Annotated in this window: 20 protein-coding genes; 8 read left to right on the top strand and 12 right to left on the bottom strand. The window is 74.2% G+C overall.

Translation table 11 applies throughout. The annotated features are described in order from the left end of the window. Positions 1-71 precede the first annotated feature (71 nt). Positions 72-1,319, bottom strand: coding sequence for an ornithine--oxo-acid transaminase (gene rocD / locus ACH4PY_RS21565; RefSeq protein WP_398185074.1), 1,248 nt, complete (start codon positions 1,317-1,319; stop codon positions 72-74). Positions 1,320-1,548: 229 nt separating this feature from the next. Between rocD and trpS the strand changes: the two genes are divergently transcribed. The 4 genes from trpS to ACH4PY_RS21545 all read left to right on the top strand — a co-directional run bounded on the left by trpS (position 1,549) and on the right by ACH4PY_RS21545 (position 6,070). After that, the gene (trpS, locus tag ACH4PY_RS21560; RefSeq protein ID WP_398185071.1) at positions 1,549-2,568 is read left to right on the top strand and encodes a tryptophan--tRNA ligase; all 1,020 of its coding nucleotides are present in this window, start codon (positions 1,549-1,551) and stop codon (positions 2,566-2,568) included. A 192-nt stretch (positions 2,569-2,760) separates the two neighbouring features. Beyond that, a complete protein-coding gene (locus ACH4PY_RS21555) occupies positions 2,761-3,342 on the top strand; it encodes a 2'-5' RNA ligase family protein (RefSeq protein WP_398185068.1) in 582 nt (193 codons plus the stop codon). Between the two features lie 171 nt (positions 3,343-3,513). Then, the gene (locus ACH4PY_RS21550; RefSeq protein WP_398185065.1) at positions 3,514-5,058 is read left to right on the top strand and encodes an alpha-N-arabinofuranosidase; all 1,545 of its coding nucleotides are present in this window, start codon (positions 3,514-3,516) and stop codon (positions 5,056-5,058) included. A gap of 4 nt (positions 5,059-5,062) precedes the next feature. Continuing rightward, a complete protein-coding gene (locus ACH4PY_RS21545; protein WP_398185062.1) occupies positions 5,063-6,070 on the top strand; it encodes a LacI family DNA-binding transcriptional regulator in 1,008 nt (335 codons plus the stop codon). A 54-nt stretch (positions 6,071-6,124) separates the two neighbouring features. On the opposite strand, the gene ACH4PY_RS21540 is transcribed toward ACH4PY_RS21545, so the two are convergent. The 4 genes from ACH4PY_RS21540 to ACH4PY_RS21525 all read right to left on the bottom strand — a co-directional run bounded on the left by ACH4PY_RS21540 (position 6,125) and on the right by ACH4PY_RS21525 (position 9,008). Continuing rightward, complete coding sequence (locus ACH4PY_RS21540; RefSeq protein ID WP_398185059.1) at positions 6,125-6,586, bottom strand: lamin tail domain-containing protein; 462 nt, start codon at positions 6,584-6,586, stop codon at positions 6,125-6,127. A 310-nt stretch (positions 6,587-6,896) separates the two neighbouring features. Next, complete coding sequence (locus ACH4PY_RS21535; RefSeq protein ID WP_398185846.1) at positions 6,897-7,706, bottom strand: class I SAM-dependent methyltransferase; 810 nt, start codon at positions 7,704-7,706, stop codon at positions 6,897-6,899. 3 nt (positions 7,707-7,709) lie between these two features. Continuing rightward, positions 7,710-8,186 (bottom strand): GNAT family N-acetyltransferase, encoded by a 477-nt coding sequence (locus ACH4PY_RS21530; protein ID WP_398185056.1) that lies wholly within the window; start codon positions 8,184-8,186, stop codon positions 7,710-7,712. 303 nt (positions 8,187-8,489) lie between these two features. Beyond that, on the bottom strand, positions 8,490-9,008 hold the full coding sequence (locus ACH4PY_RS21525) for a GNAT family N-acetyltransferase (protein WP_398185053.1): 519 nt from the start codon (positions 9,006-9,008) through the stop codon (positions 8,490-8,492). 97 nt (positions 9,009-9,105) lie between these two features. Between ACH4PY_RS21525 and ACH4PY_RS21520 the strand changes: the two genes are divergently transcribed. Continuing rightward, the gene (locus ACH4PY_RS21520) at positions 9,106-9,702 is read left to right on the top strand and encodes a GNAT family N-acetyltransferase (protein WP_398185049.1); all 597 of its coding nucleotides are present in this window, start codon (positions 9,106-9,108) and stop codon (positions 9,700-9,702) included. A 2-nt stretch (positions 9,703-9,704) separates the two neighbouring features. Here the strand turns inward: ACH4PY_RS21520 and ACH4PY_RS21515 are convergent, their stop codons facing one another. Both ACH4PY_RS21515 and ACH4PY_RS21510 read right to left on the bottom strand, forming a co-directional pair. Then, the gene (locus tag ACH4PY_RS21515; protein WP_398185046.1) at positions 9,705-10,793 is read right to left on the bottom strand and encodes a hypothetical protein; all 1,089 of its coding nucleotides are present in this window, start codon (positions 10,791-10,793) and stop codon (positions 9,705-9,707) included. Positions 10,794-10,915: 122 nt separating this feature from the next. Continuing rightward, on the bottom strand, positions 10,916-11,242 hold the full coding sequence (locus ACH4PY_RS21510) for an SCO4848 family membrane protein (protein ID WP_398185043.1): 327 nt from the start codon (positions 11,240-11,242) through the stop codon (positions 10,916-10,918). A gap of 104 nt (positions 11,243-11,346) precedes the next feature. Here ACH4PY_RS21510 and ACH4PY_RS21505 point away from each other — a divergent pair, with 104 nt between their 5' ends. Beyond that, entirely contained in the window at positions 11,347-12,717 is a 1,371-nt protein-coding gene (locus ACH4PY_RS21505) for a D-alanyl-D-alanine carboxypeptidase family protein (protein ID WP_398185040.1), read from the top strand. A gap of 24 nt (positions 12,718-12,741) precedes the next feature. On the opposite strand, the gene ACH4PY_RS21500 is transcribed toward ACH4PY_RS21505, so the two are convergent. The 5 genes from ACH4PY_RS21500 to ACH4PY_RS21480 all read right to left on the bottom strand — a co-directional run bounded on the left by ACH4PY_RS21500 (position 12,742) and on the right by ACH4PY_RS21480 (position 16,514). Next, on the bottom strand, positions 12,742-13,212 hold the full coding sequence (locus ACH4PY_RS21500; protein WP_398185038.1) for a GNAT family N-acetyltransferase: 471 nt from the start codon (positions 13,210-13,212) through the stop codon (positions 12,742-12,744). An 87-nt stretch (positions 13,213-13,299) separates the two neighbouring features. Further along, complete coding sequence (locus ACH4PY_RS21495) at positions 13,300-14,289, bottom strand: YihY/virulence factor BrkB family protein (protein WP_398185035.1); 990 nt, start codon at positions 14,287-14,289, stop codon at positions 13,300-13,302. Then, positions 14,277-14,759, bottom strand: a complete 483-nt coding sequence (locus ACH4PY_RS21490) for a GtrA family protein (RefSeq protein WP_398185843.1) — start codon at positions 14,757-14,759, stop codon at positions 14,277-14,279. Before ACH4PY_RS21490 ends, ACH4PY_RS21495 begins: the two co-directional genes overlap by 13 nt. Positions 14,760-14,980: 221 nt before the next feature. Continuing rightward, a complete protein-coding gene (locus ACH4PY_RS21485; protein WP_398185840.1) occupies positions 14,981-15,883 on the bottom strand; it encodes a decaprenyl-phosphate phosphoribosyltransferase in 903 nt (300 codons plus the stop codon). 58 nt (positions 15,884-15,941) lie between these two features. Next, on the bottom strand, positions 15,942-16,514 hold the full coding sequence (locus ACH4PY_RS21480) for a phosphatase PAP2 family protein (RefSeq protein WP_398185838.1): 573 nt from the start codon (positions 16,512-16,514) through the stop codon (positions 15,942-15,944). A gap of 546 nt (positions 16,515-17,060) precedes the next feature. On the opposite strand from ACH4PY_RS21480, the gene ACH4PY_RS21475 reads away from it, so the two are divergent. Together ACH4PY_RS21475 and ACH4PY_RS21470 are read left to right on the top strand one after the other, a co-directional pair. After that, complete coding sequence (locus tag ACH4PY_RS21475) at positions 17,061-18,431, top strand: FAD-binding protein (protein WP_398185032.1); 1,371 nt, start codon at positions 17,061-17,063, stop codon at positions 18,429-18,431. Positions 18,432-18,478: 47 nt separating this feature from the next. After that, positions 18,479-19,234, top strand: a complete 756-nt coding sequence (locus ACH4PY_RS21470) for a decaprenylphospho-beta-D-erythro-pentofuranosid-2-ulose 2-reductase (RefSeq protein WP_398185029.1) — start codon at positions 18,479-18,481, stop codon at positions 19,232-19,234. Positions 19,235-19,543: the final 309 nt, after the last annotated feature.

Raw genomic sequence — 19,543 nt, 5'->3', positions numbered from 1 at the left:
GACCTAATATCACCGTGTACGGCCGTTGTACTCCCGCTGGACGGCCGGTGGCGCGGCCGCGCCGCAGGTGGCTACCGCAGGGCGAGCGAGGCCCGCAGCCGGTCCAGCGACCAGTCCAGGTCGTCCTTGGAGATGACCAGCGGCGGGGCCAGCCGGATCGTCTCGGTGTGGGTGTCCTTGACCAGCACCCCGCGCGTCAGCAGATCCTCCGACACCGCCCGGCCCGTACCGCGCTCCGGCGGGATGTCCAGACCCGCCCACAGCCCCCGGCCGCGCACCTGCGTCAGCAGACCCGCGCCCAGCAGCCCGGCCAGCTCGGCGTGCAGGTGGTCGCCCAGCTCGGCGGCCCGCGCCTGGTACTCGCCGCCGCGCAGCATCGCGACGACCTCCAGGCCGACGGCGCAGGCCAGCGGGTTGCCGCCGAAGGTCGAGCCGTGCTCGCCCGGCCGGAAGACGCCCAGCACCTCGCGCGAGGACACCACCGCCGAGACCGGCACCACGCCGCCGCCGAGCGCCTTGCCCAGCACGTACATGTCCGGCACCACGCCCTCGTGCTCGCACGCGAAGGTGCGCCCGGTGCGGCCGAGGCCCGACTGGATCTCGTCGGCGACGAACAGCACCCCGCGCTCGGCGGTGATCCGCCGCACCCCGGCGAGGTAGCCCGGCGGCGGCACGAGCACGCCCGCCTCGCCCTGGATCGGCTCCAGCAGCACCGCCACCGTGTCGTCGTCGACCGCCGCCTCCAGCGCGGCCAGGTCGCCGTAGGGCACGACCTCGAAGCCGGGGGTGTACGGGCCGAAGTCCGCGCGGGCCTCGGGGTCGGTGGAGAAGCTGATGATCGTGGTGGTGCGGCCGTGGAAGTTGCCGTCCGCGACGACGATCTTCGCCCGCCCGTCCGGTACGCCCTTGACCCGGTAGCCCCACTTGCGGGCGGTCTTCACCGCGGTCTCCACCGCCTCCGCGCCCGTGTTCATGGGCAGCACCATCTCCATGCCGCACAGCTCGGCCAGCTCGGCGCAGAAACGGGCGAAGCGGTCGTGGTGGAAGGCCCGCGAGGTCAGCGTGACCCGCTCCAGCTGCGCCTTCGCGGCCGCGATCAGCCGGGGGTGGGCGTGCCCGAAGTTCAGCGCCGAGTAGCCGGCGAGCATGTCCACGTAACGGCGGCCCTCGACGTCGGTGACCCAGGCGCCCTCCGCCTCGGTGATCACCACGGGCAGCGGGTGGTAGTTGTGCGCGCTGTACGTCTCGGCCTCGGCGATCTGCCGCTCGGTGGCCGTCCGCGCCTCGGGACCGGGGATGCTGCTGCTCCGCTGTGTCACTTCGCGTACTCCGTTCGTCGTGCGTCGGGAGCCAGGCGGCGGGCGCACGGCCCGGTCGGGCCGCGGCGCGGGCCTGGAGCGGGGGCGGGGTGGTGCCCCCAGTGCATTTGTCTGGTGTTTCTATCGTCGCTCACCGGGGCTCGCGCGAAACCTTCCCGCGCTCGCGCTCTCGCGCCGCAGATGCGCCCGCCGTGATCGGGGGTATGGGTCCGTGGCCCGACCTGAGAGAATGGTGGACATGGCCTCTCGTCCCCGCGCCCTCTCGGGCATCCAGCCCACTGCCGGTTCCTTCCACCTGGGCAATTACCTCGGTGCGATCCGGCAGTACGTGGCGCTCCAGGAGTCCCACGACGCCTTCTACATGGTCGTGGACCTGCACGCGATCACGGTGCCGCAGGATCCCGCGGAGCTGCGCGCGAACACCCGGCTGGCCGCCGCGCAGCTGCTGGCGGCGGGGCTCGACCCGGACCGCTGCACGCTCTTCGTGCAGAGCCATGTGCCCGAGCACGCGCAGCTCGGCTGGGTCATGAACTGCATCACGGGATTCGGTGAGGCCTCCCGCATGACGCAGTTCAAGGACAAGTCCGCGCGGCACGGCGCCGACCGCGCCACCGTCGGTCTGTTCACGTACCCGATCCTCCAGGTCGCCGACATCCTGCTGTACCAGGCGGACGCGGTGCCGGTCGGCGAGGACCAGCGCCAGCACATCGAGCTGACCCGCGACCTGGCCGAGCGCTTCAACGGCCGCTTCGGGCAGACCTTCACGATCCCGGCGCCGCACATCGTCCGGGAGACGGCGAAGATCTACGACCTCCAGGACCCGAGCGCCAAGATGAGCAAGTCGGCGGCCACCCCGAAGGGCCTGGTCAACCTGCTCGACGACCCGAAGGTCTCGGCGAAGAAGTTCCGCAGCGCCGTCACCGACACCGACACGGTCATCCGGTACGACGAAAAGGAAAAGCCGGGCGTCAGCAATCTGCTCACCATTCACTCCGCCCTCACCGGTACCGGAATTCCGGAACTGGAACGACAGTACGAGGGCAAGGGCTACGGTGCGCTCAAGACCGACCTCGCGGAGATCTTCGTGGAGTGGGTCACGCCGTTCCACGAGCGCACGAAGGAGTATCTGGGAGACCCCGAGTCCCTGGACTCGGTCCTCGCCAAGGGCGCCGAGAAGGCCCGGAGCGTGGCGGCGGAGACGCTGGCCGCGGCCTACGACCGGATCGGTTTCGTGCCCGCCAAGCACTGACCGCGGCGCGAGGCCGGCGCCGGGGCCCGTGCCCGGAGGGCGCGGTCGCGGGTCGGGGCCGTTCGGGGTACACCGGGTGTGACGGGTCCGGCGGGGAAACCGGACCCGGCGGGGGAACGGGGCTTTCGGGGAAAGGCACGCGCCCGCGCGCTCGCGGGCAGGGCACCGACCTGGGGGAAAAGGGGTGAACGCATGGAGACCACCACGACGATCGGCGTGTCCCTCGCGGTCCCGGAGCCGTACGGGCGGCTGCTCCAGGAGCGGCGGGCCGGATTCGGTGACCCGGCCGCGTACGCCATCCCCACCCATGTGACGCTGCTGCCGCCCACCGAGGTCGGCCGCGACGAGCTGCCGCCCTTCCGCCGCCACCTCGCGAAGGTCGCCGCCGAGGGCCGCCCCTTCGTGATGCGGCTGCACGGCACGGACACCTTCCGCCCGCTGTCCCCGGTGGTGTACGTCCGCCTCGCCGAGGGCGCCGCCGACTGCGCGGACCTCCAGGAGCGGCTGCGCTCCGGCCCCGTCGAACGGGAGCTGCAGTTCCCCTACCACCCGCACGTCACCGTCGCCCACGCCATCGCCGAGCCCGCCCTCGACCGCGCCCAGCGCGAGCTGGCCGACTTCGCCGCCGCCTGGACCGCGACCGGCTTCGCCCTCTACGAGCAGGGCGGTGACGGCGTGTGGCGGAAGATGCGCGAATACCCTTTCGGCGCTGAGCCCCCGTCCCCCTCCGTCCCCCACCAGGGCGCGGTCCACTCGGCGGCGAGCCCGTTCTGACGCGGGCGCTCCGGCCGCGCGGGTCGACGACCGGCTCCCGGCGCAGGGAGGAGCCGGCGCGCGACTTCGAGGACTGACGCGCCCGTCGCGGTCCCGGCGTCCTTGACACCTCCACCGGTGGATGCCAATTTGTATCGATCCAATGTAGCGATACAAATCTGGGAGTACACCGTGCCCGGCACCTCAGCGGCCACCGCCGCCACCGCCGTGATCAACCTCGATCTCGAAGGCCCCCGTATCAGCCGCCACCTGTACGGGCACTTCGCCGAGCACCTGGGGCGCTGCATCTACGGCGGCTTCTGGGTCGGCGAGGACTCGGACGTCCCCCACGAGGGCGGGATCCGGCTCGACGTCGTCGAGGCGCTGCGGGCGCTGCACATCCCCAACCTGCGCTGGCCGGGGGGCTGCTTCGCCGACGAGTACCACTGGAAGGACGGCGTCGGGCCGCGCGAACGGCGGCCGCGCATGGTCAACACCCACTGGGGCAACGTCGAGGAGAACAACCACTTCGGCACGCACGAGTTCATGGCCCTGTGCGAGCTGCTGGACGCCGAGCCGTACATCAACGGCAACGTCGGCAGCGGCACCGTGCAGGAGATGAGCGAGTGGGTGGAGTACCTGACGCGGGACGGCGACAGCCCCATGGTGCGGATGCGCAAGGCCAACGGGCGCGACGAGCCGTGGAAGGTCCCCTTCTGGGGCATCGGCAACGAGACCTGGGGCTGCGGCGGCAACATGCGCGCCGAATACTCCGCCGACCTCGCCCGGCAGTACGCCACCTACTGCCGCGACCACGGCGACAACACCCTCTACCGCGTCGCGTCCGGCGCCAACGGCGACGACTTCAAGTGGACCGAGACGCTCATGCAGCAGATCAGCTGCTTCGGCTGCGAGGCCACCCCGCGCACCTTCTTCCAGGGCGTCTCCGTCCACCACTACACCCTGGCCGGGCCGTGGGAGGCGAAGGGCAGCGCGACCGCCTTCGACACAGCCGACTACTACCGCACGATGGCCTCGGCCCGCCGCATCGACCGCGTCCTCGCCGGCCACAGCGCGGTCATGGACGTCTACGACCCGGGCCGCGCGGTCGGCCTGGTCCTCGACGAGTGGGGCACGTGGTGGGACGTGGAGCCCGGCACCAACCCCGGCTTCCTGTTCCAGCAGAACACGATGCGCGACGCCCTGGTCGCCGCCACCCACTTCGACGTCTTCCACCGGCACGCCGCCCGCCTGTTCATGGCGAACATCGCACAGACCGTCAACGTCCTCCAGGCGATGCTGCTGACGGACGGCGACACGCTCGTGCGCACCCCGACCTACCATGTCTTCGAGATGAACAAGGGACACCACGACGCCGCCTCGCTCGCCGTCCACCTGCGCACGACCGCGGGCAACGCCCGCCGCACGGTGGGGGACACCGAGCTGGACACGCTGTCCGCGTCCGCGAGCGTCAAGGACGGCACGCTGCTGGTCTCGCTCAGCAACCTGGACGCCGAGGAGAGCGCCGAGATCACCCTCGACCTGCGCGGCGGCGGCGTCGGCACGCCGACCGCCCGGCTGCTGACGGCGGACCGGGTGCAGGCGCACAACAGCCCCGCGGCGCCGGACGCGGTGGCGCCGCGCACCTTCGACGCCGTCGCGGTGACCGGGCGCGGGCTCGTCCTCACACTGCCCCCGCACTCCTTCGTCACGCTCAGCGCACCGCTGGCGGCCTGACGCGATGGCGACGATCCAGGACGTCGCGAAGGCGGCCGGAGTCTCACCGATGACGGTCTCCAACGTCATCAACGGCCACCCCCACGTCCGCCCCGCGACCGCCGCGAAGGTCCGCGACGCGATGGCCGCGCTCGGCTACCGGGTCAACGTCGCCGCCCGCAACCTGCGCAAGGGCCGCACCGGCACGATCGGCCTGGCCGTCCCGGAGATCAGCCGCCCCTACTACGGGCGGCTGGCCGCCGCCGTCATCACCGCCGCCGCGCGGCACGGGCTGCGGGTCGGCATCGAGCAGACCGGCGCGCTGCGGGAGAACGAGGTCGCGGCCCTGGAGCTGTCCCGCACCCGGCTCTACGACGGGCTGATCCTCAGCGCGGTCGGCATGGGCGCGGCCGACGCGGAGTGGCTGAAGGTCGACCACCCGGTGGTGCTGCTCGGCGAGCGGGTCTTCGGCGGGCCCGTCGATCACGTGGCCATGCCCAACGCGGAGGCCGCGCGCGCCGCGACCGCCCACCTGGCCGCGCGGGGCTGCCGCCGTATCGCCGTCGTGTGCGGGCCGGTCGGCCCCGGGCCGGGGGTGTCCGCGCTGCGGCTGGCCGGTTACCGGCAGGCCCTCGCGGACGCGGGCCTGCCCGCCGACCCGGCCCTGGTGCGCACCGCGCCCGAGCTGACGATGGCGGCGGGCGCGGCCTGCGCACGGGAGCTGGCCGACTCGGCGGCGGGCGCGGACGGGGTCTTCTGCGTGACGGACACCGTCGCGATGGGAGTGCTGCGCGGGTTCGCCGACCGCGGGGTGCGGGTGCCGGAGGACGTCAAGGTCGTCGGCTTCGACGACATCGACGAGGCGGCCTTCCTCGTCCCGTCCCTGACGACGGTGGACCCGGACCACGACGCGATGGCCCGCACCACCGTGGAACTGCTGGTCCGCCGACTGGAGGCGGACGGGGCCGGGGCACCGCCGCGGGAGGTCGTGGGGCCGTTCTCGCTGGTCGTCAGGGAGTCCACCGGGGGGTGACACGGCGGTGCCCCGCCGGGATCGCCGGCGGGGCACCCTTCACGTCAGGGGCGTTCAGCGGTGGCTGTGGCCCCACGACTCGGTGTCCACGACGTGCCCGCGGGCGTCGCGCAGGGTCGCGCGGTCGCCGCCGCGCTCCCACAGCGAGCGGTTGCCGCCCTGGTAGAGGTCGCGGGAGGTGTCGCGCCCGCGGCCGCTGTGGACCCGCACCGACTCGTGCGCGCGCAGCGTGACACGGCCGAAGCGGTAGACGTGGTGGTCGGAGTCGGTGAGCGTCCAGCGGTCGAGGCTGACGGCGCGGCGGCCCTCGTTGGTGACCGTGATCCACTCGTCGTTCAGCCCGCGGGCCGAGCGGGCGTCACGCGTGTGGTGGACGCTGCCGAGGGCGACCTGGGCGCCCATCTGCTGGTGCCGTCCGTGCCGGTCGGGCGCGGCGGACGCCGGGAGTGCGACGGCGGTGACGAGCGCGCCGGCCGCGAGCACGGTCGCGGCCAGGCGGGATGCGATACGGGACACGGGGTCCCCTTTCGTGTTGGTGCCGTTCTTCGTGGCCCGGCGCGGGATGGCCGTGCCGGATGAGCACACGGTCGCCCCGGCACCCCGACGGCGGCATGCAGGGCGGCACCGTGTTACCGATTCCGGACAATTCCGTAATCGTCGGCTGCGTGGCACATGAAACCACCGGTTCGGTGTGTCGTTCGTACGCTCCGCGTAAGCCCGGGTACGGCGGGCGTGCGGCGCCCGGCGGCAGAGGTCCGCCACCCCGCGGGCCACCCCGAACGCCCGCCCGGACGGCGGCCCCGCCGGGCCCGGCGCACGTAACGCCTCAGCGGCGGTGGGAGACGGCCAGCTCGGTGAGATAACGCTTCGTCACCCGGCCCCCGTACCGCCCGTCGATGAGCGTGCCCAGGCAGCCCAGCAGGCCGTCGCGGGCGGGGCCGGGGAGGGCGCGGTGACCGGAGTAGGTCAGCAGCAGGTCCAGGTACTCGGCCGTGGTGTACGTCAGATCGCGCTCGTAGCGGCGGAAGAGCGTCGGCCCGAAGCGGCGGCTCCGGGCGACCTCCACGGCGTGGTCCGAGCCGTCCACGTCGGCCGCCGCGGGCGGGCGCAGGCCCGGCTCGGTGGCCGGGTCGAACCGCTCGTAGCACGCCTGCGCCTCGGCGAAGAAGTCCTCCGTGCCGCCCCGCACGTGCTGCGTGCGGACGACGGCGAGCGCCCCGCCCGGCCGCAGCGCGTCCGCGGCCTTGGCGACCCGCACCGCCGGGTCGATCCAGTGGAAGGCCGTCGCGGCGAGCACCGTGTCGTACGGCTGCGCGGGCAGCTCCCACGCCTCGAACACCGCCGTCACGACCTCGGTGTCCGCGCCCAGCCTGCGCCGGGCCACCGCCGCCATCCGCGGCCCCGCCTCCACCGCCGTCACCCGGCACCCGCGCGCCGCCAGCGGCACGGTCGCCTGCCCCGTCCCGCACCCCACCTCCAGCACCCGGCTGCCGGGCACCGCCCCGGCCAGCCGCGCGAGGTCCCCGTACAGGCGCTCCGGATAGCCGGGGCGGGCCCGGTCGTAGCGTTCGGCGTCCTCGTCGAAGGTCCGGGCGAGCCGGACCCGCCGGTCCTCGGCGGGCCGGTCGTCGCGCACCACTTACGGCGTCCAGCGCAGCGTCATGTCGGGGAGGTTCTCCATGTTGCGCTCCCCGTCGTTCGTGTCCAGCACCGTGAAACCGTGCCGCGCGTAGAAGGCCCGCGCCTCGGTGTTCTGCTGGAAGACGTGCAGGGACAGGCCGTCGGGGCTGTGCTGCCGGACGACGTCCAGCAGCAGCGTCCCGACGCCCTGGCGGCGCGCCTCGGGACGCAGGTAGAGCGCGTCGAGCAGATCCCCTTCGAGGGCCGCGTACCCCACGACCTCCCCGCCGGGGTGCTCCGCGACCCACACCCGGCAGTCCCTGAGCACGATCTCCCGGATCCACCGGGCCACTTCGTCGTGCGTCCGCTTCTGCGGGGGCAGATAGGGCATCGCGGCGGCCCGCGAGTCCATGTGCACCCGTGCGATGACGTCGGCGTCCTCGGCCGCCGCCGTCCGGATCCTGACCCTGCTGCTCGCCTCGCGCGTGTCCCCCACGCGCGCGACGCTACTCTTGCCGCCCTGTGCGGCTCCACCGGATTTCCGCCGGGTGCCGCCTGCTGGTGCCGCGCGGCCGTGCGCCCCGGGGTGCCACCGGGGGGGGGGGCTTTGCGCGGCCTTCTCGCCGCTGTGGCTTGTCGCGCAGTTCTCCCCCAGGCTTCGCCCGGGAGGTGCCCCCACGCGCCCCTTAGAAACGCTCACCCAGCGCGCCTGAAAGACGCTCACGCCGTGCCCCTGAAAAGCGCTCACTCCGCGCGCCTGAAAGACGCTCACCCCGTCCGCGGGGGCCGGCGGTGTTCGTCAGAGGTCGGCTGCGTGGAGGTAGACCGGGAGGTCGGAGCGGGAGATGGCGGTGCGTTCGAAGGGGAGGCCGATCTTCTCGGCCACCCGCTGGGAGGGGAGGTTCTCCGGGCGGATGATCGCGACGAGTCGCTTCGCGTCGAGCACGTCCCGCGCGAAGTCCCGGCAGGCGGCAGCCGCTTCCGTGGCGTAGCCGTGGCCCTGGAGGGCGGCGCGGACGTGGTAGCCGACCTCGATCTCGGTGACGTCCTCGATGAGTTGCGGGGTGAGCCCGCAGTCGCCGACGAACTCGCCGGTGTCACGCAGGGTGACGATCCACAGTCCGTGTCCCGCCTCGCGGTACAGGCGGCGGTTCCACGCGATCCAGTCGGCCGCCTCCTCCCGCGACTTGGGCCGCGGGTAGTACCGCATGACGTCGGGGTCCCCGAGCAGCGCCGCCATGGCGTCGAGGTCGTTCTCGGTCATCTGGCGGAAGGCGAGCCGCGCGGTGGGCAGCGGCACCAGGTCCTGGGACAGCAAGAAGGCCTCCTTCCGGCGGATGAGCAGCGACACTACACGCTCCGTGAACGCCGAACCGTTTTGCCCGGCGCGTCGGGGTGTGCCTAGTGTCCTGCTCATGACCGCCACGTACCCCGGGCCCGTGATCCTCACCGGCCGCACCGTCCGGCTCGAACCGCTCACGCCCGCCCACCTGCCCGACCTGTTCGCGGCGGGCGGCGGTGACGAGGAGCTGTGGCGCTGGCAGGGCGGTCCCGCCCCGCGCACCGAGGAGGAGTTGGCGCAGCGCCTGCGGATCGTCCTGGAGGGGCCGTACGTGCCTTTCGCCGTCGTGCACGTGCCGTCGGGCCGGGCGGTCGGCTGGACGACGTACATGGACGTGGACGTCCCCAACGAGCGCCTGGAGATCGGCTGGACGTGGTACGGCCGCGCGTACTGGCGCAGCTCCGTCAACACCGAGGCCAAGCTCCTGCTGCTGACGCACGCCTTCGAGGAACTCGGCATGGGCCGCGTCCAGCTCAAGACCGACCACCTCAACCTCCGCTCCCAGGCGGCCATCGCGCGGCTGGGCGCGCAGCGCGAGGGCGTCCTGCGCCGCCACCGCCGCCGCCCGGACGGCACCTGGCGCGACACCGTCTACTTCTCGATCCTGGCGGACGAGTGGCCGGCCGCGAAGGCCGCCCTCACCTCCCGGCTGGCGGCGCACGCGGGCTGACCTCAGGCCGCGGCCACCGCGATGTCCAGGACGTAGGAGCGCTGCCCGGCCAGGTAGACGTGGCCCGCGCGGTAGGCGATGCCCTCCGGGAAGTAGCAGGGGAAGCCGCGCGCGGGCACGTCCCCGTGGACGTCGCAGGTGTCGGAGACGGCCGACGCGGTGCTGGACGCGACGATGTCGATCCGGCCGTCGTGGACGTGGACGACGTAGTCGCCGTGCCCTTGGCGCCGGAAGGCGAGCGCGTAGACGCCGCCGGACCCGTCGGACGCGAGGGACGCCGGTTCCAGGTCGGACGTCGGCACGTCCGTGCCCGCGGGCCGGTCCGGGACGGCGAGCCGGTGCGGCGGCTGCCCGCCGCCGGGCACGACGACGACGTCCGCGAGCGAGACCGTGCTGCCGTAGGGGACCAGGAAGGCGGTGCCGTCGGGCCCGGCGGCCGACATCTGCCCCTCGAAGGCGGGCAGGTGATCGGCCGCGGGCTTTACGGCGGCCTGCCGGTAGCGCCGCGTCAGCCGCCCGCCGCTGAGCGCCCACACGGCGGTGCCGTCCGCGACGACGACCGTGCCGTCCTGCTGCACCGCCAGCGGTGTCACCTCGCGGGTGAAGCGGAAGCCCGCCGCGGCCGCGCTCCCCGGCACCGGCGCGGTGAGGGAGCGGAAGGTGCCCGCGGTGCCCGCCAGCACCGTGATCCGGCCGTCGTCCGGGGCGACGGCCACCAGCTGGCCGTCCTCACCCGCGAGCACGCTGCCGTCGGCGCGGAGGACCAGCCCGCTCATCCCGCGGTCCTGGTGCCACGGGCGGCCCGCCTGCTGCCCCGAGGCATCGGTCCACAGGCCGTCCTTCCCGAGCCGGACCAGCCGCTCGCCGGTGTCGACGTAGACCGTGCCGTCCGCGGCCACGGCCACACCGCGCGTGGCGCCGGAGTCCTCCGGGCCGATGTCCCCGTCGGCGGAGGTGCGCGCGAGCACGCGCGCCTGCCCGGCCTTCGGCGGTCCCGCGGGTCCGGAGTGCCCGCCGCACGCGGTCAGGGCGAGCAGCCCGGCCGCGGCCGCGGCGGCGCACCGCCCGCGCAGCGCCGTCCGGTGTGTCATGTGCGGTCCCCCTCCGCCGTCCCCCCGGCCCCTCGCGGATCAGCGTGCCACGGCGGGCCCGCACGCCCCTCGGCCCCCGGGAAGACGTGACGTCCCCGTGATCCCGCCGGGCGGGGCGGCGGTCACCGCTGCCGCAGCCCGAGTTCCGGCGTCTGCTCCTGGCCGGTCCGGGCCGCGGGCAGCGGCTCGTCCGCGCTCGGGCGCTGCTCGCGGCGCAGCGCGCGCAGGCCGCGGATGCCGAGCACGCCGATCGCGGTGCCGAGGACGGTGGAGACCACGGCCAGGGTGAGGTGGATCCAGAAGTAGGCCGTCGGCGACGAGTGGTCGCCGTCGTGGAAGGCCAGGCCGCTGGTGTCCTTCCACAAATTCTTGACAAAGGTGGTCCAGACGATCCAGGACCAGACCCCGAAGGCGGCGAGGAACCAGGAGACCGGGCGACTGAGCTTCATACGTCCCAGTATGTGCCGCCCGCCCCACGTGGTGTGCGGCGGGGGAGGGGGCAGTCCGGGACCTGAGGGGCGCGCGGACATCTTCGCCCTGTACGTTCGGGCGGGTGCTGACGTCTCTCACCGCACCTGACCGCCCCGCGAGGCCGCGCCCCGCCCGGCGCCGCCGAGCTGCGGGGGCCCTCGCGAGCCTCGCCGCCGCCCTGCTGCTGGGCGGCACCGTCTGCGCGGGGACGGCCGGTGCCGCGCCCGCCCGCGCGCCCAAGGTCCCGCAGCCGCCGGCGCAGATGTCGACGACCGGCGGCGACCGGCTGGGGGTGCCCGGCACACAGGTGGACCTGTCGGGCGGCGCCCCGGCGCTGCCCGCGAAGCTGACCGCCCGCTCGTGGCTGGTCGCGGACGCCGAGACCGGCGACATCCTCGCGGAGCACAACGCGCACTGGCAGCTGGCCCCGGCCAGCACCCTGAAGATGCTCTTCGCGGACACGGTGCTGCCGAAGTTCCCGCAGACGCAGACGCATGTCGTCGCCGCGAGCGACCTCAAGGGCATGGGCGAGGGCAGCAGCCTGGTCGGCATACAGGAGAACCACCCGTACACGGTCAAGGACCTGTGGCTCGGGGTCTTCCTGCGCTCGGGCAACGACGCCGTGCACGTGCTCGCCGCGATGAACGGCGGCGTGCCCAAGACGGTGGCCGACATGAACGCCATGGCCAAGGAGCTGCAGGCGGGCGACACCAACGTCGTCACGCCGGACGGCTACGACGAGCCGGGCCAGCACAGCAGCGCGTACGACCTCACGCTCTTCGCCCGCCACGGCCTGCTGAACGCGGACTTCCGCGCCTACTGCTCGACCGTCGTCGCGCAGTTCCCCGGCGACTTCACGAAGGACAAGAAGACCGGCAAGAAGGTCCGCGGGTCCTTCCAGATCCAGAACACCGACCGCCTGCTCAGCGGCGACTACGACCTGCAGCGCTACCCGGGCATCGCCGGTGTGAAGAACGGCAACACCACGAACGCGGGCGCCACCTACACCGGTGTCGCCCAGCGCGACGGGCGGACGCTGCTGGTCACGGTCATGAACCCGGCGCCCGGTCACAACAACGTCTACCGCGAGGCCGCCTCGCTGCTGGACTGGGGCTTCAAGGCGGGCACCACCGCCAAGCCGGTCGGCACGCTGGTGCCGCCGCTGAGCCAGGTCAGGGCGTCGCAGGAGGCCTCGGCGAGCGCGGCCGCGAAGGCGCCGGGCAAGCACGTGGACGCCTCGGCGAGCGCGACCTCGTCCTCCGGCGGCGGCGTCTGGACGGCCGCGGGGATAGCGCTCGGCACGGTCGTGGTGCTCGGTGCCGTCGTGGCCGTCATCCGCCGCCGGCGCCCGCTGCCGGGCGAGGCGGCCGGGTCCGGCATCGGATCCGGCACCGGCTCGGGCGAGCCGCGCGGCTCCGGCGGCGGGCGGCGCCGCGGTCACCGCAGACGCTGAGCCCCGCGCCGCGGGGGAGGACCGTCAGCCCAGCTCGCGCGTCATGAAGGTGCTGTACGGGTCGGGCCGGTAGTCGCCGAAGGGCGGGCATTCGGTGAAGCCGAACTTGGCGTAGAGGCGGCGGGCGGGCAGGAACGGCTCGTCGCTGCCCGTCTCCAGGCTCAGCCGGGTGAAGCCCCGCGCGGCGGCCTCGTCGAGGATGTGCGTGAGCAGCAGCGAAGCGATGCCGCCGCGCTGCCGGGCGGGCCGGGTGCGCATCGACTTCAGCTCGGCGTGCCGCGCGTCGAGCGCCTTGAGGGCGCCGCAGCCGACGACGGGCCCGGTGCCGTCGTCGCCCTCCCGTACCGACCAGAAGGTGACGCCGGGCGCGCGCAGGGCGTCGAGGTCAAGGGCGTGGGTGCTCTCGGGCGGCGAGAGCGAGCGCATGTGCGCCAGGTGCTCGTGGAGGAAGTCGGCTATCTCGGGGCCCGAGAGGTCGTCGGTCGCGATGTGCATGCGGTACGGGTCTTTTCTCTGCTGGCGCGTGGTGCGGGCGGACCGCCCCGGGTGGCGGGCGGTTGCCTGAATTCTCCCCTCCGTTTGTTACGGGCGGATCTCGTGCCCCTCCCGCGGGGGCGGCTGCGGCTTCCAGCGGGTCGCCCCGCCGCCCTCCTCGGGCAGCGCCGGGTGCGGGCCCAGCGGGTCGGGCGGGTAGCGCGGGGTGGCGGTCCAGGCGGCGCAGAACAGCAGCAGCTTGGCCATGAAGTTGAACCACAGCAGCAGCGCGATGGGTGTGCCGAAGGCCCCGTAGATGTTGCGCCCGGCGACGCGCTGGAGGTAGCCGCTGAGGGCGACCTTGAGGATCTCCAGACCGGCCGCCCCGATCGTCGCGGCCACCACCACGGCCTGCCGGGGCGGGTCCACGCCGGGGGTGAAGGTGAGCAGGTAGACCAGGATGAGGAAGTCGGCGACCACCGCCAGCAGATAGCCGACGACGGTCAGCGCGATGCGCCCGGCGCCGTGCTCCGACAGTCCGATGTGGTCGGCGGACCAGTTGACCGCGGCCGTCGCGAAGCCGGACGCGCCGAGCGAGACGAGCACGGCGACGCCGAGCCCCACCAGGATCACCCCGTCGGTGAGCTTGGCCTTCACCGGGTTCGGGTGCACGTCGTCCTTGCGCCACACCGCGCGCAGGCAGTCCCGCAGCGAGCTGACCCAGCCGATACCGGTGAAGAGCAGCGCGCCGGACGCGATGAGGCCGACCGTGCCGGCGTTGGCGACGAGGCCGTGGATGTCGATCTGGTCGGCGATGCCGGGGATCTGGTCGACGAGCTTGTTCTCCAGCCGGCTCAGCTGGCCCTGCGACAGCAGGGCCGCGCCCACCGCGGCCGCGACGGTGATGAGCGGGAAGAGCGCCAGGAAGCTCGTGAAGGTCATCGCGGCCGCCAGCCGCGTCCAGTGCACGTCCTGGAGGTGGTCGAAGGCCCGGTAGGCGTGGGTCCGCATCGCACGTTCCACGCGCGGCTTGATACGGCGGTCGTACCACGGCCCGAGCCGCGGACCGATCCACGGGATACGGGTCAGCCAGTCCATGTGGGTCGGCTACCCTCGTCGGCCCGCCGCACGCCGCGACTGCGCCGGGTGGCGGAACGGAAGACCAGCGTGCGGGTGCCCCAGAAGCGCAGCGCGGTCGCCAGCACCATGCCGACGACCCCGCCTGACACGACGTCGGCCCGCGCGCTGGTGAGGCCCAGCACGTAGTGCGACACGGCCAGGCACAGCAGTTGCACGCCCGCGCCCGCCGCGTTGACGGCGAAGAAGACCCCGTAGCGGCGCACCCGCGGTGTCGCCGCGACCCGGCGCCGGTAGGTGCCCAGGGCGTTGCCGTTGTACGCCACCCCGCATCCGGCGAGAAAGGACAGCGCCTTGGCGGAGAGCGGCCCGAGCCCGGCGTGCCCGCGCAGCCAGATGAAAAGGGCGAGGTCCGCGGCATAGGCGGCGCCCCCGGCCAGGGCGAACCCGGCGACCTCCGGGAGCACGGCGCGTATGCGCGCCGGAAGCAGCGCCGCGATTCTCCCGGCCGGGCGGGGCGGGCGGCGGCGGGAGTCGCGCGGCGGTATGTGCCGTGGCCGGAACTCGGCGGCGGTGCGCCGCAGACCCGGCAGCGTACGGGGCAGCGCCCGGGGGAGACCGCGCCGGAAGCCCCGCAGCGCGCGGTGCGCCCGCCGCGTGGCGATACGCGGCGTACGGCGCGGGGTGCGCCGGGCCGGTGCGCCGCGCCCGCTCACCTGTTGACCGCGGCGAGCACGTACAGCGCCCCCCATGCCAGTCCGATCACCACCAGGGCGCGGTCGCGCAGCAGCACGTCCTCGGGCGCCCCGGCCGAACCGGCGTCGGCGAAGACGGCGTAGCGCAGCACCGAGAGGATGAACGGCACCATGGACAGCTGGCGCCAGGGCAGCAGCCCCGAGGGGCGCGCCCCCGTCTCCATCGCCCACAGGCAGTAGGCCAGCACCGCGACGCCTGCCGCGAGCTGCCACACGAAGCGCAGATAACCCGTGGTGTACGCGCCGAGCAGCGCGCGGGAGGCCGTCACGTCGCCGTCCCGGCCCGACATCAGCACCAGCTCCGAATACCGCTTGGCCGCGACGACGAAGAGGGCGCAGAAGCCGGAGGTGATCAGGAACCAGCGCGACAGCCCGATGCCGAGGGCGATGCCGCCGGCCATGGCGCGCATCAGGAATCCGGTGGTGACGACCACCAGGTCGACGACGAGGATGTGCTTGAGCCGCACGCAGTACGCCAGCTGCATCAGCACATAGCCCGCGAGCAGACCGGCGGTGTCGACGTTGCAGGTGAGGGCCGCGGTCACGGGCGCGGCCACGGCGAGCGCGCCGCCCGCGGCATAGGCGACGCCGACCGGCACCTGCCCGCACGCCACCGGGCGGCGGCGCTTGACCGGATGGGCCCGGTCGGCCTCGGCGTCCCGGGCGTCGTTGATCAGATAGACGGCGGACGCGCACGCGGTGAACAGCACCAGGACGATGCCGAGCTGGACGCACTCGCCCGCGCTCAGCAGCCGCCCGGCGGCGAAGGGCGCGGCCAGCACCAGTCCGTTCTTGACCCACTGCCGGGGCCGGGCGGTCCGCACCAGCCCCGCGGGCACCCCGCCCGGCACCCGCCCCACCCCGAGCCCGGCGACCCCGGCGCCCCCCGCGGTCTCCTCGACCAGTACGGCGGACGGCTCACCCACGCCCCCCACCCCCTCGCCCGCGGGCCGCGTCACGCAGGGCCTCCGGGACGCGCAGGCCGCCCCCGGCGACCCATGCCCGGCCCGCCGTCGCCGCGGCCGCCCCCAGCAGTGCGCCGCCCGCGACGTCGCTCGGGTAGTGCACCCCGGCGACCAGCCGGGAGACGCATATGGCGGCGGCGAGCGCGGGCACGGTGGCCGTACCGGGCAGCAGCGTCCCGAAGGCGACGGCGGCGGCGGCCGAACTCGCGGCGTGCGAGCTGGGGAAGGAGTGCCGTCCGGCGGTCCGCACCAGCGGCGCCTCGCCGACCAGCGGGCGGGGGCGCCGTACGACGCGCTTGACGCCCATGCTCGCGAGGTGCGCCCCGGCCACCACGCCGGTGGCCCGCGCCCAGGCGGCGCGCCGCTCCGGGTCGGCGACCGCGCCCGCCGCCCCCGCGGCGAGCCAGAGGGCGCCGTGCTCCCCGGCGAGCCCGAGGACCCGTACGGCGGCGGCGACCCGCGGGTCCCGCCCGCCGGTCCGCAGCGCCACCAGCGCCCGCCGGTCGGCCCGCGCGACCCGCCGCACCGCCCGTCGCACGCGTCCGGCGGGGGCGTCCCGCCCCGCGGACCAGACGAGCGCGAGCTGCGGCCGCCCGGTGGCCGGCGGGACGGCGTCCGGTTCGTCGGGGCGGGCGGTCGGTGCGGCGGTGCCCGGCTCGGGCTGCCGGGTGGCCGGGGCGGCCGCGCCCTCCTGGGGCCCGGTCGTCGGCGGGAGCGCGCCCGTTCCCGGTTCGGGGTCCGGGGCGGGGCCGGATATCGAGGTGGTGCCGCGGGGTGCGGCGGAGTCGGATGGGCGCATCGGCGGTCTCTCCCTCCGCAGGGGGTGGGCCGGTGGTGTCGACTTCCGGCCCGGTCCCGCAGGAGGTCCGCGGGGCCGTCCGCGCGCGGCGGGCGTGCGGGGCCCGGCGTGCGCGCCGTCCGCCCGCGGCGGGCGACTCGTCGCCGCGCGGTGCGTCCAGCCCCGAGTGATTACCGTGCGGGCCCGCCGCTCACGCCGGACCGCTCGCCCTTTACGGTGAGAGACCTGTGCATAACCCCCTTTTGGTATCTTCCGGGCGATACCGTCATGGATATGCCCGTACCCTTCGCCGCCGACGCCGTCCCCGTGACCGGGTGGGGCCGCACCGCGCCCACCTCCGCGCAGGTGCTGCGCCCCGGGTCGTACGAGGAGGCGGTGCGTGCCGTGCGCGAGTGCGGCGGGCGCGGCGCGATCGCCCGCGGGCTCGGCCGGGCGTACGGCGACGCGGCGCAGAACGCGGGCGGCGCGGTCCTGGACATGACGGGCCTGGACCGTATCCACGAGATCGACGCGGTCGGCGGCCTGGTCACGTGCGACGCGGGCGTGTCGCTGCACCGCCTGATGCAGGTGCTGCTGCCGCTGGGCTGGTTCGTGCCGGTCACCCCCGGCACGCGGTACGTGACGGTCGGCGGCGCGATCGGCGCGGACATCCACGGCAAGAACCACCATCTGTCCGGCTCCTTCACCCGCCACGTCCGCGCGCTGGAACTGCTCACCGGGGACGGCGAGACCCGGGTCGTCACGCCCGACGACGAGCCCGACCTGTTCTGGGCGACCGCGGGCGGCATGGGCCTGACGGGGGTGATCCTCGCCGCCACGATCGAGCTGCTGCCGGTCGGGACGGCGTTCATGACCGTCGACACCGAACGCGCCGCCGACCTCGACGACCTGATGGCGCGGTTGGCCGCGGACGACCACCGCTACCGCTACTCCGTCGCCTGGATCGACCTGCTCGCCCGCGGCGCGCGCACCGGCCGCGCCGTCCTGACCCGCGGCGACCACGCCCCGCCCGAGGCGCTGCCGCCCCGGCTGCGCGCCGACCCGCTGGCCTTCCGCCCCGCCACCCGGCTGCCCGCCGCCCCGCGCTTCACCCCCGGCGGGCTGCTCGGCCGCCGCAGCGTCGGCCTGTTCAACGCGTTCTGGTACCGCAGGGCGCCGCGTGAGCAGCGCGGCCGGATCCAGAAGCTCTCCGCCTTCTTCCACCCGCTGGACGGCCTGCCGGAGTGGAACCGGGTGTACGGGCCCGGCGGCTTCGTCCAGTACCAGTTCGTCGTGGGGTACGGCGAGGAGGAGGCGCTGCGCCGGATCGTGCGGCGGATCGCCTCGCGCCGCTGCCCGTCCTTCCTCGCCGTCCTCAAACGCTTCGGCGAGGCCGACCCGGGGTGGCTGTCCTTCCCCGTGCCCGGCTGGACGCTGGCCCTGGACATCCCGGCCGACCTGCCGGGCCTGCCCGCCTTCCTCGACGAGCTGGACGACGAGGTCGCCGCGGCCGGCGGCCGGGTCTACCTCGCCAAGGACGCCCGGCTGCGCCCCGACGTCCTGGCCCGCATGTATCCGCGGCTCGACGACTTCCGTGAGCTGCGGGCCCGCGTCGACCCGCGCCGCGCCATCACCTCCGACCTCGCCCGCCGGCTGGGCGTATGAGGCCGGGACCCACCGTCTTGAGCATCCACCGCTCCCAGGGAGAAGCCATGAAGGACGCCTTCGGTGCCCCGCAGTCGCTGCTGGTGCTGGGCGGCACGTCGGAGATCGGCCTGGCCACCGCGCGCCGGCTGATCGCCCGCCGTACCCGCACGGTCTTCCTCGCCGGGCGCCCGTCCGAGCAACTGGAGGCGGCGGCGCAGTCGCTGCGCGCGCTCGGCGCGGACGTCACGACGGTGGAGTTCGAGGCGCTCGACCCGGCCTCGCACGAGATCACCCTCGGCAAGGTCTTCGCCGAGGGCGACATCGACATGGTGCTGCTCGCCTTCGGTGTGCTCGGCGACCAGGCGCGCGACGAGCAGGAGCCGCTCGCGGCCGTCCATGTCGCGCAGGTCAACTACACCGGCGCGATCTCCGCCGCGCTGGTGAGCGCCGCCGCGCTCCAGGCGCAGGGCCACGGCTCGCTCGTCGTGCTCTCCTCCGTCGCGGGTGAGCGCGCCCGCCGCGTCAACTTCATCTACGGCAGCAGCAAGGCGGGCCTGGACGCCTTCTGCCAGGGCCTGGCCGACGCCATGCACGGCTCGGGCGTGCACGTGATGGCCGTCCGGCCCGGCTACGTCCACACCCGGATGACCGCGGGTCTGCCGCCCGCCCCGCTCGCCACCACTCCGGAGGCGGTGGCCGCCGCGATCGAGACGGGTCTGCGCCGCCGCAGCACGACGATCTGGGTCCCGGGCGCGCTGCGCGCGGTCATGACGGCCGTCCGCCACCTGCCGCGCCCGCTCTTCCGGCGGCTGCCCGTCTGAGAACGCCTCCCTTCTTTCCGGGATTGCCGGTATTTCGCACCGTCGGGAACCGGCCAGGGAATGGCGTGAATTTGCCGTGCCGACGGACCGTCAGCACCGCGAGGATGATGGCTGTTTGTGTTCCGGCCTTTCCGTGATTTCGGTGCGGCCGGGCCTCGGCGTATTCGCTGTTCCGGAAATCGCCGGGCGCCGCTCGGCCGGTGGTATCGTGCTCGCCGTCGTGCGCACCGAGTTGTGGATGGGAAGCACGCGCTCAAAGGTTCACGTATCAGCGCTTACCAGGTTGGGCCTCCACTGTGCAGTCGCGGT

Origin of the sequence: Streptomyces sp. NPDC021224 (assembly GCF_044332905.1) — a bacterium.
Lineage (GTDB): Bacteria > Actinomycetota > Actinomycetes > Streptomycetales > Streptomycetaceae > Actinacidiphila.
The sequence above is the reverse complement of the archived record's forward strand: the minus strand, read 5'-3'. Positions and strand labels throughout refer to the sequence as shown.

Coding starts and splice junctions, on each gene's coding strand:
- trpS (WP_398185071.1), top strand. CDS start 1,549: ATGGTGGACATGGCCTCTCGTCCCCGCGCCCTCTCGGGCATCCAGCCC.
- ACH4PY_RS21555 (WP_398185068.1), top strand. CDS start 2,761: ATGGAGACCACCACGACGATCGGCGTGTCCCTCGCGGTCCCGGAGCCG.
- ACH4PY_RS21545 (WP_398185062.1), top strand. CDS start 5,063: ATGGCGACGATCCAGGACGTCGCGAAGGCGGCCGGAGTCTCACCGATG.
- ACH4PY_RS21520 (WP_398185049.1), top strand. CDS start 9,106: ATGACCGCCACGTACCCCGGGCCCGTGATCCTCACCGGCCGCACCGTC.
- ACH4PY_RS21515 (WP_398185046.1), bottom strand. CDS start 10,793: ATGACACACCGGACGGCGCTGCGCGGGCGGTGCGCCGCCGCGGCCGCG.
- ACH4PY_RS21510 (WP_398185043.1), bottom strand. CDS start 11,242: ATGAAGCTCAGTCGCCCGGTCTCCTGGTTCCTCGCCGCCTTCGGGGTC.
- ACH4PY_RS21500 (WP_398185038.1), bottom strand. CDS start 13,212: ATGCACATCGCGACCGACGACCTCTCGGGCCCCGAGATAGCCGACTTC.
- ACH4PY_RS21495 (WP_398185035.1), bottom strand. CDS start 14,289: ATGGACTGGCTGACCCGTATCCCGTGGATCGGTCCGCGGCTCGGGCCG.
- ACH4PY_RS21475 (WP_398185032.1), top strand. CDS start 17,061: ATGCCCGTACCCTTCGCCGCCGACGCCGTCCCCGTGACCGGGTGGGGC.
- ACH4PY_RS21470 (WP_398185029.1), top strand. CDS start 18,479: ATGAAGGACGCCTTCGGTGCCCCGCAGTCGCTGCTGGTGCTGGGCGGC.